Origin of the sequence: Aquabacterium sp. A7-Y, from assembly GCF_026153205.1 — a bacterium.
Lineage (GTDB): Bacteria > Pseudomonadota > Gammaproteobacteria > Burkholderiales > Burkholderiaceae_C > Caldimonas.
Map to the genome: position 1 here is coordinate 84860 of NZ_JAPFBW010000020.1, position 14453 is coordinate 99312.

General features: G+C 70.6%; 10 protein-coding genes and 1 riboswitch. Of the genes, 6 read left to right on the top strand and 4 right to left on the bottom strand.

All coding sequences use genetic code 11. The features are described 5' to 3' along the window. Nucleotides 1–8: 8 nt before the first annotated feature. The 4 genes from OOT46_RS18420 to thiC are packed head-to-tail and all read right to left on the bottom strand — an operon-like array spanning nucleotide 9 to nucleotide 4076. A complete protein-coding gene (locus tag OOT46_RS18420) occupies nucleotides 9–800 on the bottom strand; it encodes a thiazole synthase (protein WP_265405082.1) in 792 nt (263 codons plus the stop codon). Nucleotides 801–802: 2 nt separating this feature from the next. After that, a complete protein-coding gene (gene thiS / locus OOT46_RS18425; protein WP_265405083.1) occupies nucleotides 803–1063 on the bottom strand; it encodes a sulfur carrier protein ThiS in 261 nt (86 codons plus the stop codon). Then, on the bottom strand, nucleotides 1060–2148 hold the full coding sequence (locus OOT46_RS18430) for an FAD-dependent oxidoreductase (RefSeq protein ID WP_265405084.1): 1089 nt from the start codon (nucleotides 2146–2148) through the stop codon (nucleotides 1060–1062). Before OOT46_RS18430 ends, thiS begins: the two co-directional genes overlap by 4 nt. 14 nt (nucleotides 2149–2162) lie before the next feature. Next, a complete protein-coding gene (gene thiC, locus OOT46_RS18435) occupies nucleotides 2163–4076 on the bottom strand; it encodes a phosphomethylpyrimidine synthase ThiC (protein ID WP_265405085.1) in 1914 nt (637 codons plus the stop codon). 88 nt (nucleotides 4077–4164) lie between these two features. Continuing rightward, a riboswitch (TPP riboswitch) is annotated at nucleotides 4165–4271 on the bottom strand. Between the two features lie 105 nt (nucleotides 4272–4376). Between thiC and OOT46_RS18440 the strand changes: the two genes are divergently transcribed. From OOT46_RS18440 to mdoH, 6 genes are all read left to right on the top strand, one after another. After that, a complete protein-coding gene (locus tag OOT46_RS18440; RefSeq protein ID WP_265405086.1) occupies nucleotides 4377–6572 on the top strand; it encodes a VTT domain-containing protein in 2196 nt (731 codons plus the stop codon). A 180-nt stretch (nucleotides 6573–6752) separates the two neighbouring features. Beyond that, on the top strand, nucleotides 6753–8174 hold the full coding sequence (locus tag OOT46_RS18445; protein ID WP_265405087.1) for a sensor histidine kinase: 1422 nt from the start codon (nucleotides 6753–6755) through the stop codon (nucleotides 8172–8174). Between the two features lie 58 nt (nucleotides 8175–8232). Beyond that, the gene (locus OOT46_RS18450) at nucleotides 8233–8826 is read left to right on the top strand and encodes a hypothetical protein (RefSeq protein ID WP_265405088.1); all 594 of its coding nucleotides are present in this window, start codon (nucleotides 8233–8235) and stop codon (nucleotides 8824–8826) included. A gap of 81 nt (nucleotides 8827–8907) precedes the next feature. Further along, nucleotides 8908–10266, top strand: coding sequence for a sigma 54-interacting transcriptional regulator (locus OOT46_RS18455; RefSeq protein ID WP_265405089.1), 1359 nt, complete (start codon nucleotides 8908–8910; stop codon nucleotides 10264–10266). Between the two features lie 399 nt (nucleotides 10267–10665). After that, on the top strand, nucleotides 10666–12153 hold the full coding sequence (locus OOT46_RS18460; RefSeq protein WP_265405123.1) for a glucan biosynthesis protein G: 1488 nt from the start codon (nucleotides 10666–10668) through the stop codon (nucleotides 12151–12153). Continuing rightward, nucleotides 12150–14417: a glucans biosynthesis glucosyltransferase MdoH gene (gene mdoH / locus OOT46_RS18465; RefSeq protein WP_265405090.1), complete on the top strand. Its 2268-nt coding sequence runs from the start codon at nucleotides 12150–12152 to the stop codon at nucleotides 14415–14417. Before OOT46_RS18460 ends, mdoH begins: the two co-directional genes overlap by 4 nt. Nucleotides 14418–14453 lie beyond the last annotated feature (36 nt).

Here is a 14453-nt window from a genome sequence, read left to right on the forward strand (position 1 = left end):
TTTTCTTCTCAGACTTCGAAGGGTCGCCCGGCGACCGGGGTCGAGGCCACGGCCATCGGCTGCGGCGCGAGCAGGCCGCTGCGGTAGCCGAGCCGCCCCGCCTCGATGGCGGCGCGAAAGGCACCCGCCATGCCGACCGGATCGCTCGCCTGCGCCACTGCCGAGTTGAGCAGCACGGCGTCGAACCCCAACTCCATCGCCTGGGCGGCGTGCGAGGGCGCGCCGATGCCGGCATCGACGATCAGCGGCACCTGCGGCAGCCTGGCCCTCAGCGTGCGCAGGGCCCAGGGGTTGAGCAGACCCTGCCCGGAGCCGATCGGCGCGCCCCAGGGCATCAGCACGCTGCAGCCGACATCGAGCAAGCGCTGACAGCTGACCAGGTCGTCGGTGCAGTAGGGGAACACCTCGAAACCGTCCTTCACCAACTGCGCCGCCGCATCCACCAACTCGAAGGGGTCGGGCTGCAGGGTGTGTTCGTCGCCCACCACCTCCAGCTTGATCCAGTGCGTCTGCAGCAGCTCGCGCGCCATGTGGGCCAAGGTGACCGCCTCGCGCGCGGTGCGGCAGCCGGCGGTATTGGGCAGCAGTCGGGCGCCGCTGGCGCGGATGATTTCGACGAAGCCGTTGTCGCCGGCACTGCCCGAGAGCTGGCGCTTCAGGCCCAGCGTGACCACCTCGGTGCCCGAGGCGGCAATGGCCTCGCGCAGCACACCCGGCGAGGGATAGCCGGCGGTCCCCAGGAAAAAGCGGCTGCGCAAGGCGACGCCGCCGATCAGGAAGTCCGCGCTGTTGTGGTCCATGTTCAGCCTCCCACGATGGGCTCGAAGCAGGTGACCTGGTCGCCCGCCTGCAGGCGGCAACCGGCGCGCGCGCCGCGTGCCACGAACTGGCCGTTGACGGCGGTTGCGACCGTCGTCGGCGCATGCCCCAGGCGCTGCAGCAACTGCTCCAGGCTGGTGCCAGCGCACACATGACGCGGTGCGCCGTTGACGGTGACCATCACCGCGTCCGGCGTGCTGGACAACACATAGGCGTCGGTCGCCGCGTTTCCAAAGACATTCATGACAAAAGCTCCTGGTGCTGCGGCTGCTCGATACCCGCCACCGCCTGCTCGACCAGCGCCGGCGCGATCAGCCAGCCGTGGCGGAACAGGCCGTTGATGCGCGTCAGCCCGGCACTCGACTGCAGGCCAGGCAGGTTGTCGGGCAAGGCCGGCCGGAGGTTGGCCTCGCTGTGCACGATGCGGGCCTCGGCCAGCTCCGGCACCACGCTGTGAGCCGCGCTGAGCAGCGCCAGCGTGCTGCGCAAGGACACCGGCGAGCGGTCCTCGGACTCGATCTCGCTGGCGCCCACCACGACCAGGTCGCCGGGCCGCGGCACCAGGTAGACGCGCCAGCGTGGGTGCAACAGCCGCACCGGCCGCCCCAAGGGCACGCCCGGCGCGTGCAGCCAGAAGATCTCGCCGCGCACGCCGCGCACCGGCAGCTCGGGCCGCGCCCCCACGCCGCGCACGTCGAAGACCCAGTCGTAGCGATGCTCGCCGTCGTCGCAGACCAGCCGGCCGGGCAGCACCGAACGCACGCTGCGGCCCCAGCACCACGAGACGCCGCGCTGGGTGGCGCCTTCGGCCAGGGCCTGCATGGCCTGCACGGTGTGGATCTGGCCTTCCTGCTCCAGCAACCAGGCGTGGGCCGGGCCGTGGATGGCGGGCTCCAGCGCGCGCAGCGCGGCCGGCGCCAGCGGCTGCGGGCAGGCCTCGTCGATCGCCTTGGCCTGCAGCAGGTCGATCAGGCGACGCGCCGCCCCCAGGTCCGCGGCATGCGCCACCAGCAGGCTGCCCGAGCGGCGGAAGTCGACCTCACCCGGCAGGCGCGCGACGATGTCCTGCCACAGCTGCAGGGAACGAACGCCGAGGGCCGCGACGCGCGTGTCGGCGCACTCCAGCTCGGCATAGGGGCTCAGCATGCCGGCCGCCGTCCAGCCCGCGGCGCCGCGCGCCTGGGGCCCGGCGGCCGGGTCGAACACCGTGACCCGCCAGCCTCGGCCGGCCAGCCACCAGGCCAGCAGCCGGCCCAGCAGCCCGGCGCCGGCGATGCCGGCATGCGGCCCCGGCGCCCCCGCCCGGCCTTCAGTGATGAGGCTTGCCATGGTGCTTGCCCTGCTCAGGCCTGTGGCTGGATGGGGATGTAGATCTCGCCGCCCGAGCGCTTGAACTCATCGCTCTTGGCCTGCAAGCCCTGCGCCAGCGCGGTGTCCTCGCTGACCCCCTGCTTGGCGGCGAATTCGCGCACCTCCTGGGTGATCTTCATCGAGCAGAACTTCGGTCCGCACATCGAGCAGAAGTGAGCCACCTTGCTGGACTCCTTCGGCAAGGTCTCGTCGTGGAAGTCGCGCGCGGTGTCGGGGTCGAGCGAGAGGTTGAACTGGTCGTGCCAGCGGAACTCGAAGCGGGCGTTGGACAAGGCGTCGTCGCGGGCGCGCGCTGCCGGGTGGCCCTTGGCGACATCGGCCGCATGCGCGGCGATCTTGTAGGCGATGATGCCCTGCTTGACGTCCTCACGGTCGGGCAGGCCCAGGTGCTCCTTGGGCGTCACGTAGCAGAGCATCGCGGTGCCGAACCAGCCGATCATCGCGGCACCGATCGCGCTGGCGATGTGGTCGTAGCCCGGCGCGATGTCGATGGTCAGCGGCCCGAGGGTGTAGAACGGCGCCTCGTGGCAGTGCCGCAGCTGCTCCTCCATGTTGGCCTGGATCATGTGCATCGGCACGTGACCCGGGCCCTCGATCATGGTCTGCACGTCGTGCTTCCAGGCCAGCCGGGTCAGCTCGCCCAGCGTGCGCAGCTCGGCGAACTGGGCCTCATCGTTCGCATCGGCGGCCGAGCCGGGGCGCAGCCCGTCGCCCAGCGAGAAGCTCACGTCGTAGGCCTTCATGATCTCGCAGATCTCTTCGAAGTGCGTGTACAGGAAACTTTCGCGGTGGTGGGCGATGCACCACTTGGCCATGATGGAGCCGCCGCGCGAGACGATGCCGGTGCGGCGCCGCGCGGTCATCGGGATGAAGGGCAGGCGCACGCCAGCGTGGATGGTGAAGTAGTCGACGCCCTGCTCGGCCTGCTCGATCAGCGTGTCGCGGTAGATCTCCCAGGTGAGGTCCTCGGCGACGCCGCCGACCTTCTCCAAGGCCTGGTAGATCGGCACCGTGCCGATGGGCACCGGCGAGTTCCGGATGATCCAGTCGCGTGTGGTGTGGATATTGCGTCCGGTGGACAGGTCCATCACGTTGTCCGCGCCCCAGCGGATCGCCCACACCAGCTTCTCGACCTCCTCCTCGATGCTGGAAGTGACGGCCGAGTTGCCGATGTTGGCGTTGATCTTGACCAGGAAATTGCGCCCGATCGCCATCGGCTCGATCTCGGGGTGGTTGATGTTGGCCGGGATGATGGCGCGCCCGCGCGCCACCTCGTCGCGCACGAACTCGGGACTGATGAAGGCCGGGATGCGCGCGCCCAGCGGCTGGCCGCGCAGGCGCGCTTCGCGTTCCGGATCGTTCAGGTAGGCGGCGGTCCAGTCCTCGCGGTCGAGGCGCCGCTGGTTCTCACGGATCGCGACGTATTCCATCTCCGGCGTGACGATGCCGCGGCGGGCATAGTGCATCTGCGTGACGTTGGCGCCGGAGCGCGCACGGCGCGGCGTGCGCTGCAGCGCGGCGGCTTCGATGCGCAGCTGCTCCAGGCGGCCGGCATCGCGCTCCTCGTGCCGTGCGCCGTCGTCCAGCGCCTGGTGGCTGCGGCCGGCATAGGCCTCGGTGTCGCCGCGCGCCTCGATCCACGGCGCACGCAGCGCCGGCAGGCCGCGGCGCACATCGATCTCGGCGCCGGGATCGGTGTAGGGGCCGGACGTGTCGTAGAGCGAGACGACCTCGCCGTTGCTCAGGCTCACCTCTCGCATGGGCACCCGCAACTCCGGGTGGGCTCGGCCCTCGACATAGATCTTGCGGGAGGCGGGAAACGGCTCGCGGGTGAGCGCCAGCAGTTGTGTGAGCTTGTCGTGCGCAAGCTTGTCGGGTGCGTTCATCAGGACTCCTTTCCGGTTGATGCCTTTGCTCCGGAAAGTGGCCCTGCGGGCGCCAGAGGCGCCGTCCCGCGGGAGCGGGACACAACAAGGAACACGTTTCAGCTCTTCTTCCGCCGGTATGAACCGGATCAAGTTCGCGGGTTCGGCTGCCTTTGCCATCTCAGCACCTTTCACGGTGCACCCCGGAGCGGTAATGAGTGTATGAGCGCCCGGATGGGCACGTCAAGCTGCAAGGCCCGCCTGGCAGGATCGGCTCTTGCTGGGCCTGCTCCACCGCAATCCGGCATCAAGAACAGCAATATGAGCACAGTGCCCCAGGTCCCGCCCGCCCGCGAACCGACGCTCGAACCCGGACCTTCGCCAGTGCTCGAAGCCGGCAGGAACTGCTGGCGCATCGAGCCGGCCGAGCGGCTGGCCTTCCTGATCGACGGCCAGGCCTATTTCAGCGCCGTGCGCTCTGCGGTCGCGCAGGCCCGGCGTTCCATCTTCATCCTCGGCTGGGACATCGACAGCCGCATGCGCCTGGTGCCCGAGGGCGCCAATGACGGACTGCCCGAGCCGCTGGGCGACTTCCTCGATGCGGTGGTCGCGCGCGGCAACGGCATCCAGGCGCATGTACTGAGCTGGGACTTCGCGATGCTGTTCGCGCTGGAGCGCGAATGGCTCACCACCTACAAGCTCGACTGGCGCACCCATCGGCACTTGCGCTTTCGCCTCGACGACCGCCACCCTTTCGGCGCTTCCCACCATCAGAAAGTGGTGGTGGTCGACGACCGGGTGGCCTTCGTCGGCGGCTTCGACCTGACCCGCTGCCGCTGGGACACCTCGGAGCACGCCTGCGGCGAACCGCTGCGCATCGACCCGGACGGCAAGCCCTACGGCCCCTTCCACGACGTGGGCGTGATCGTCGAGGGCCCGGTGGCCGCGGCCCTCGGCGAGCTGGCCCGCGAGCGCTGGTGCCGCGCCACCGGCCAGCGGCTCAAGCCCCCGCAGGCGGCGCCACAGGGCCCCTCGCCGTGGCCGCCGAGGCTGCAGGCGGACCTGGAGGACGTGCGGGTCGCGGTCGCGCGCACCGAGCCGCGCTTCGACAGCTTCGACGGCGTCGACGAGATACGGCTGATGCACCAGGACGCGATCGCCTCGGCGCGATCTCACATCTATATCGAGAACCAGTACTTCAGCTCCGCCGCCGTCGGCGCCGCGATCGCCCAGCGGCTGGCCGAACCCGAGGGGCCGGACGTGGTGGTCGTGACGCCGCAGCGCGAAAGCGGCTGGCTCGAAGAGAGCACGATGGGCGTGCTGCGCTCCCGCCTGCACCGGCGGCTGGCGGCGGCCGACGTGCACCGGCGCTTCCGCGCCTACTGCCCGCAGATTCCCGAGTTGGGCAAACAGTGTCTCAACGTACACAGCAAGGTCATGACCGTGGACGACGAGCTGTTCTCGGTCGGCTCGGCCAACATCTCCAACCGTTCGATGGGCTTCGACACCGAATGCAACCTGGTGGTCGAAGCGGCGGGCCAGGCCGACGCGGCGGCCGCCGCCCGGGTACGGGCGGCCGTCGCGCTGCTGCGCAACCGGCTGCTGGCCGAGCACCTGGACGTCGCCCCCGACCGGGTCGCGGCGGCGCTGCGCCAGTTCGGCCGGCTCAACGCCGCCATCGAGAGCCTGCGCCAGGAGGGCCGGCGCACCTTGGCGCCTTCGCGCCCCGAGGTCGCGCCCGAGCTGGAGGCGCTGCTGCCCGAGCAGGCCTTCATCGACCCCGAGGCGCCGCTGCAGCCTGACCGTTTTGTCGCCCAGTTCGTCCCCAAGGAAGCCAAGCCGCGCGTCTCGCGCCGCACCTTGGCGATCGCCGCGGCGGTGTTCGGCCTCGGCACCCTGGCGGCAGCCTGGCGCGTCACACCGCTGCAGGGGTTGCTGGATCTCGACGTCCTGATGCGCGCCGCGGAGCAGGTGCGCGAACACCGGCTGGCCCCGCTGCTGACCCTGCTGGCCTATGTGCTGGCCGGACTGGTGGCCATGCCGGTCACGGCCCTGATCGCCGTTACCGGCATCGTGTTCGGGCCCACCGAGGGCCTGGTCTATGCGGTGATGGGTTCCCTGCTGAGCGCGGCCGTGACCTACGGCATCGGCCGTGCCCTCGGGCGCGAGCTGGTGCGGCGTTTCGCCGGCCGGCGCATCAACCGGCTCAGCCGGGTGCTGGCGCACCGCGGCGTCGTGGCGATGACCGTGGTGCGCCTGCTGCCGGTGGCGCCCTTCACACTGGTCAATGTGGTTGCCGGCGCCTCGCACATCGGGCTGCGCGACTACCTGCTCGGCACCTTCCTCGGCATGGCGCCGGGTATCTGCATGACGGTGCTTTTCATCGACCGCGTCACCGAGGCCGTGCGCGATCCGGGCCTGGGCAGCTTCGCGCTGCTGGCGGTGGTGGTCGCCCTGGTCGTCGCAGGCGCCATCCTGATCCACCAGCAGGTCAGCGCGCGCGAGCCGGCGCGCTGAGCCGCGTTTACAAGCTGTAGTATTCAGCGCGCCGAGCCCGGCAAGATGCAGGTCGATGGCAAGGCCGGCCCACATGAGGGTCGGCCGCGGTCCGCCAATGGGCGGACAGGACCGGGTGCCTCCGTTTATAGTTCCGCGCCCCCACCCGGGGTGGCTGCCGCGAGCCACCCGTCCAGATCGATGTTCACGCTGCACCGAGCTTCCTTCCGCCAGCTGCTGCTGGTCGCCTTCCTGCTGATCGCCGCGCTGCTGGGCGGCGCCTCGCTGCGCGGTCTGTTCACGCTGGAGCGACTGATGAGCCAGGCGCGCGCCGGCGCCGAGCGCGCGGTGCAGCTGAGCGCCGAGGCCCAGATCCTGGCCGACCGCAGCGTCACGATGGAGCGGGCGGCCCGCCAGTACGTGGTGCTCGACGACACCGCGCTGCGCCAACGTTTCGAAGAGGCAGCCAGCGACGCCGATGCGGTGCTGACCCGGCTGGTCGCGAACCGGCTGCCGCGCCAAACCGCCGACGAGTGGCGCCAGCGCCTGGAGGGCGTCCGCGAGCAGATGCGCGGCCCGCGTGCGACGGCGCGCCAGCGTGAGCTGACCCTGAGCCTGGCCTTCCGTGAGCTGGCCGACCTCAACACCGCGATCGCGGACCAGGTGCGCCGCTCCAACGAAGCGCTCAACCGCGAGCTGCAGCAAGAGCTCGAAGCCAGCCGGCTTGACCTCGGCCGCCAGGTGCTGGGCGCCATCGTCGTCGCGGTGCTGCTGGCGCTGGGCTTCGGGCTGTGGCTGGCGCGCCCGCTCAAGCGGCTGGAGCGGGCCATCGTCGGGCTGGGCGAAAACCGGCTCGACCAGCCCATCGAGATCCGCGGCCCGGCCGACGTGCGGGGGGTGGGCCGGCGGCTGGACTGGTTGCGCCTGCGGCTGGCCGAGTTGGATGCCGACAAGGCCCGCTTCCTGCGCCATGTCTCGCACGAACTGAAAACCCCGCTGGCCGCGCTGCGTGAGGGCGTGGCGCTGCTGGAGGACGGCGTCGCCGGCGAGCTGAGCGAAAACCAGCGCGAGATCGCCCGCATCCTGCACCACAACACCCTCGTGCTGCAGCGCCAGATCGAAGACCTGCTGCGCTTCAACGCCGCCGCCTTCGAAGCGCGCCGGCTGTTGCGTCGCCGCAGCGAGCTGGGCGCCCTGGTGCGCCAGCTGATCGAGCAGCAGAAGCTGCAGTGGCAAGCCAAGCAACTCAATGTGGTGGTTGAAGGCGGCCCGCTCTACGCCGAGGTCGACCAGGACAAGCTGGGGACCGCCCTGGGCAACCTGCTGTCCAACGCGATACGCTTCAGCCCCACCGGCGCTACCATTCGCTTCTCCCTGTCGCTGCAGGGCGACCGGGCCTGCATCGACGTGGTCGACGAGGGACCGGGCGTGTCGCCGGCCGACCGGGGACGGGTGTTCGAGCCCTTCTACCGCGGCGAGCGCCAGCCGGAAGGCGCGACCCGCGGCACCGGCGTGGGTCTGTCCATCGTGCAGGAGTACGTGGCGGCCCACGGCGGGCGGGTCGAGTTGCTCCCCAACACGCCGGGCGCCCACTTCCGCATCGACCTGCCCCATGTCGCTTGAAGTCCTGCCGAGCGCGGCTGCGCCGGTCTGTCCATCTTTCGAAGAAAAAATGCGCTCCATGTCCGACCGCCTGTCCTCCACCGCCCTGTACCTGCTGGGCGCCTCCGTGTCGCTGCTGGCCGCCTGCGCCCAGTTGCCGGAAGTGACCGAGGTGCGGCAGGTCAAGGTTCCCGTCCGGGTCCCGGTGGTGGTGGTCGAGCCGGCCGACGAGGCGGCGCGCCATGTGCTGCGTTATGCCGAGCGGGTGCGGACCCTGACACCACCGGAGCTGCAGGCCGAGATCGCCCGCATCGGCGATCCCCAGCTCGCCCCGGCGGCCGCGCTCGAACTGGCCCTGGTGCTGGGCCAGACGCGCGCGCCGGGGGACATGGGCCGCGCCGTCATCGCACTCGAAACCCTGCTGCGCTCCACGGCACCCCAGGCGGCGCCCTGGCAGCCCCTGGCCCGACTCCTGCTTCCCCGCTACAGCGAGGTGAAGCGGCTGGAAGAGCAGATCGAGAAACAGAACCAGCAGGTGCGCGACGGGCAGCGCCGGCTCGATCAGTTGAACGAAAAGCTCGAGGCGCTCAAGGCCATCGAGCGCAGCCTCGCACCGCGACCCACACCCGCGCCGGCGCCCGGCATACCAGGCAGCAAGCCGGCGCTGCCCTGAAAAGACTGGAAAAACCGAGATGCGAGAGAACAAGTCGGCGCCCCGCGAGGCCGGTGCCCCAGCGGCGATGAGGAGACCGTCATGACCGCTCGAGTGCTGGTGGTGGACGACGATCCGGACATGCTGCGGCTGCTGTCGATGCGGCTCAATGCGGCGGGCTACCGCGTCACCGCGGTCGAGAGCGCCGAGGCGGCACTGAACCAGATCGCGCTGGAGCGGCCGCAGCTGGTGGTCAGCGACGTGCAGCTGCCCGGCAAGGACGGCCTGGCGCTGTTCGACGACATCCGTGCCCGCCACCCCGCACTGCCGGTGATCCTGCTGACCGCCCACGGCACCATCCCCGATGCGGTGGAGGCCACCTCGCGCGGCGTCTTCACCTACCTGACCAAACCCTTCGACGGCAAGGCGCTGCTCGACAAGATCGCCCAGGCACTGGCGCTCACCGCACCGGTCAGCGGCCAGGGGCCCGCGGACGACCGCTGGCGCGAGGCCATCGTCAGCCGCTCCACCTGCATGGCCGAGCTGCTGGCCGAGGCCAAGCTGGTGGCCGGCTCGGACGCCAGCGTGCTGATCCGCGGCGAAAGCGGCACCGGCAAGGAGTTGCTGGCCCAGGCCATCCACAACGCCAGCCCGCGCGCCGCGCGCCCCTTCGTCGCGGTGAACTGCGGCGCCATCCCGGAAGCCTTGCTGGAGTCCGAGCTGTTCGGCCACGTCAAAGGCTCCTTCACGGGCGCGGTCGCCAATCACCGCGGCCTGTTCCAGGCCGCCGACGGCGGCACGCTGTTCCTCGACGAAATCGGCGACATGCCGCTGGCCCTGCAGGTCAAGCTGCTGCGCGTGCTGCAGGAGCGCTCGGTGCGGCCGGTCGGCGCCACCCAGCCGGTGCCGGTGGACGTGCGCATCCTCTCGGCCACCCACCGGGACCTGGACGAAGCGATGACACAGGGCCAGTTCCGCGAGGATCTCTATTACCGGCTCAACGTCGTCTCGCTGAACCTGCCTCCGCTGGGCGAGCGGCGCGAGGACATCCCGCTGCTGGCCAACCACTTCCTTCAGCGACTCGCCGGCAAGTACGGCAAACGGCTCAACGGCTTCGCGCCCGACGCGATCAAGGCCCTCGCCACCGCGCCCTGGCCGGGCAACGTGCGACAGCTCTACAACGTGGTCGAGCAGGTCAGCGCGCTGGCGACCACACCGCTGATCCCGCTGGTGCTGGTGCAGCGTGCGCTGCGTGTGCCCAGCGTCGAGGTGCTCAGCTACGCCGAGGCGCGCCAGCGTTTCGAGCGCGACTACCTGGTGGGCCTGCTCAAGCTCACCGACGGCAACGTCGCCGACGCGGCGCGGCTGGCGCAGCGCAACCGGACCGAGTTCTACCGGCTGCTGCAGAAGAACGGCCTGGCCCCCGGCTCGTTCCGGGCCGACGCCCCTGTCGCCGAATAGCGACAACAAAATCCCTTTTGATATCAACAACTTGGGGAATAGGGCCGCTTTCCTGTCGCTGTCCGGCGACGCTTGAGACCCTGGCGAGGAGCGGATCGGGGCCAGCCCCCCGTGAAACCCCTTGTAAGCCGCCCTAAGTTGTTGATCTAGCTGATCTTTTCCCTCCTGGCACGGACGTTGCGGAATACGTCACGAATCGGCCCTCGCAGGCCGGTCTGGCCGGGCCCTCCGGGTCCGCTGTCGAACACCTCAGGGAAAGGATCGTCAGTGTTGTTTCGTGACCCGCCCTCCTCCTGGACCGGCTCGGCCGGTGCCGGCCGCGCGCTCGCCGCGGACCGCAGGAGCCCCGGTGTCCGTCCCGCCCTTGCGTGGCGCCGCAGCCTCTGCACGCTGGCCCTGCTGGCCGGCTCGACGGCTGCCGTGGCCGCCGCCGGCAAGCAGCGCTTCGACTTCGAACAGCTGAGCGAGCAGGCCCGCCGCCTGGCGCAGCAGCCGCACCGTCCGGCCGGCTCGACCCTGCCCGAGGAGCTGAAGGCGCTCGACTACGACCAGTACCGCGACATCCGCTTCCGCCCCGAGCGTGCACTCTGGCGCGGCGACAAGCTGCCCTTCGAGGTGATGTTCTTCCACCTCGGCAAGCTCCAGACCGAGCCGGTGCTGATCAACGAGATCGGCGCCGACGGCCGCACCCGCCACATCCCGTTCAGCCGGGCCGACTTCGACTACGGCAAGAACCGCCTGGCACCCGAGACCTGGGGTGATGTCGGCTTCGCCGGCTTCCGCGTGCACTACCCGCTCAACCGCTCCGAGTACAAGGACGAGCTGGTGGTGTTCCTGGGCGCAAGCTACTTCCGCGCGCTGGGCGCGGGCCAGCACTACGGCCTGTCGGCGCGCGGACTGGCGATCGACACGGTGGGCGGCGAGCGCGAGGAGTTCCCGCGCTTCAAGGAGTTCTGGATCCAGCGCCCGGCCCCGGACGCCAGCGCGTTGACCGTCTACGCCCTGCTCGATTCGCCGCGCGCCACCGGTGCCTACCAGTTCGAGCTCAAGCCGGGCGCCCAGACCGTCGTCGACGTGCGCTCGCGCCTGTTCCTGCGTGCCGGTGTCGCGACGCTCGGCGTCGCGCCGCTCACGAGCATGTTCATGTTCGGCGAGAACCAGCCCGATGCCGGCGACTTCCGTCCCGAGGTGCACGACTCCGACGGTTTGATGGTCGCCACCGGCGGCGGTGAATGGATCTGGCGCCCGCTGGTGCGGCCCAACCGCCCGCTGGCCACCTCCTTCGCCATGCGCGAGTTGCGCGGCTTCGGCCTGATGCAGCGCGACCGCGCCTTCTCCAGCTACGAGGACACCGAGGCTCGCTACGAGCAGCGCCCCAGCACGTGGATCGAGCCGCGCGGCAGCTGGGGCCCGGGACGGGTCGAGCTGGTGCAGCTGCCCGCGCCCGACGAAGGCCACGACAACGTCGTCGCCTACTGGGTGCCCGAAAAACTCCCCGCCCCCGGCCAGCCCCTGGAGCTTGCCTACCAGATGCGCTGGCAGGGATCCGAGCAACAACGCCCGCCCGGCGGCTGGGTCAGCCAGACCCGCACCGGCCGGGGTTTCGCGGCGCTGGCGCCCGGCGAGCGCCAGTTCATCGTCGACTTCACCGGTCCCTCGCTCGCGAAGCTGGGACCCGACGCGCCCGTGAAGGCCGTCGTCACCGCCGGCCCCAACGGCCGCATCGTCGAACGCAACGCCTACCGCAACGCCGCCACCGGCGCCTGGCGCATGGCAGTGCGGGTCCAACAACTCCAGGGTGCGCAGCCGCTAGAGCTGCGCGCATATCTCCAACACGGCAACGACATCCTGACGGAAACATGGAGCAACATCATTCCTCCCCAATGAGCCGGCCCCGCTGGTCGCGCCAGGACAACAACCCGCGCCTGCGCGCGGGGTCCAAGGACTCGGGTGCCAGTGCCCCGCCGATCAACCGCGGGTCCATGGTGGCCCAGCCCTGGACCGCGTTCTGGCCGGCCCTCGGCGCCCTGCTCACCGGCAGGGGCCGCCCGGCTGCCACCCCGGCTGCTGAGCGCGCCCCCTGGGAACGCGCCGCCATCGTGCGTCGCCGCGTCTTCCTCGCCCTCATCCTGTTGTCGACCACGGTCGCGACGGCGCTGATGGCGCAGACCCAGCCGGCCTCCGACAACCCGGCCCTGCAATACGGCCAGATGGCGCTGTTTGCGCTGCTGTTCGCCTGGGTCTCGGCGGGCTTTTTCACCGCGATGATGGGTTTTGTGGTCCAGCTGCGCGGCGACAAGTACTCCTTGTCCAAGAACGACGTCGCACACCGCCCGGTGCACGCGGACGCGCGCACCGCCATCGTCATGCCGATCTGCAACGAGCACGTGCCGACCGTGTTCGCGGGCCTGCGGGCCACCTGCGAGTCGCTGGCGACCACCGGTGCGCAGCGCCTGTTTGACGTCTACATCCTGTCGGACAGCAACGACCCCGACATCCGCAGCGCCGAGCTGGCCGCCTGGGCCGAGCTGCGCGCGACCCTGGGTGACGGCGCCCGCATCTACTACCGCTGGCGCCAGCGCCGCACCAAGCGCAAAGCCGGCAACGTGGCCGACTTCTGCCGCCGCTGGGGCCGCAACTACCGCTACATGGTGGTGCTGGACGCCGACAGCGTGATGAGCGGGGACTGCCTGCTGGGCATGGTCCGCCTGATGGAAGCCAACCCCAAGGCCGGCATCATCCAGACGGCGCCGCAGGCGGCCGGCCACGCCACCCTGCACGCCCGTTCGCAGCAGTTCGCCAGCCGCGTCACCGGCCGCCTGTTCACGCTGGGCATGCAGTACTGGCAACTGGGCGAGTCGCACTACTGGGGCCACAACGCCATCATCCGGGTGCAGCCCTTCATGGAACACTGCGCGCTGGCCCCGCTGTCGGGCAAGGGCGCCCTCGGCGGCGAGATCCTCTCGCACGACTTCGTCGAAGCCGCGCTGATGCGCCGGGCCGGCTACCACGTGTGGCTGGTCGGTGACCTGCAGGGCAGCTACGAGCAGTCGCCGCCCAACCTGATCGAAGAGCTGCAGCGCGACCGGCGCTGGTGCCAGGGCAACCTGCAGAACGCTCGGCTGATCGCCGAGCCCGGTTTGCACGCCGTGCACCGCGCCATGCTGGCCACCGGCGCGATGGCCTACGCCTCGGCGCCGCTGTGGCTGCTGTTTGTCGTGCTCGGCGCCGCGCTGTGGCTCAGCGGCGGCCTCTCGGCGGCCGCCAACAGCCTGCTGCCGACCGCGATGACGGGTCTGTGGATCGGCACCCTGACCATGCTGGTGCTGCCCCGCCTGCTGGGCATCGCCACCGTGCTGATGAAAGGCGAGCAGCGCCACTTCGGCGGCACCGCCGCGCTGATCAAGGGTGCGGTGCTGGAGGCCGGCCTGTCGGTGCTGCAAGCGCCGGTGCGCATGGTCGCGCACACGATGTTCGTGCTCGGCGCCCTGACCGGCTGGAAGATCGAGTGGAAGTCGCCTCCTCGGGAAGCCGAGGACATCGGCTGGGCCGACGCGGCGCGTCGCTTCGCCCCGATCTGCGCCACCGTGGCCGTGGTGGTCTGCGGTGTCGCCCTGCTGAACCCGGCCGCGCTGCTGTGGCTGGCTCCGATCGGCCTGCCGCTGCTGCTGGTGGTGCCGGTATCGGTACTGACCAGCCAGGAAGCCCTGGGCGAGAAGGTGCGCGGCCGCGGCCTGCTGCTGATCCCCGAGGAAACCTGGACGCCGGCGGTGCTGCGCCAAGCCTGGGCTTACGCCAAGCGGCCGATCCGCGTGCCGCGCTGGCTGGACGTGCTGAGCGACAACTGGCTGTTCAACCTGGTCGTCAACGCGATGGGCGAACGCCGCACCGACCAGGGCCCGCGCGCCCAGGCACGCCGGCAGCTGATGAGCCGGCTCGCGACCGACTCCGACACCGACCGCCTTTCGCCCACCGAGCGCATGCTGTTCCTGAGCGAGCCACAGAGCCTGCAGCAGCTGCGCGCCAAGCACAGCGTGCTGAAGGGCCAGGCCTTCGGCCGCCGCCTCACGCGCGCCGGCACGATGATCCCGGCGCATGCGCTGGCCACGCCGACCTCGCAGCGCGCGGCGGCCCGCCCGGTGCACGCCTGACCTCTTTGTTCCGTGATCGGGCGGTTCGCCGCCCGT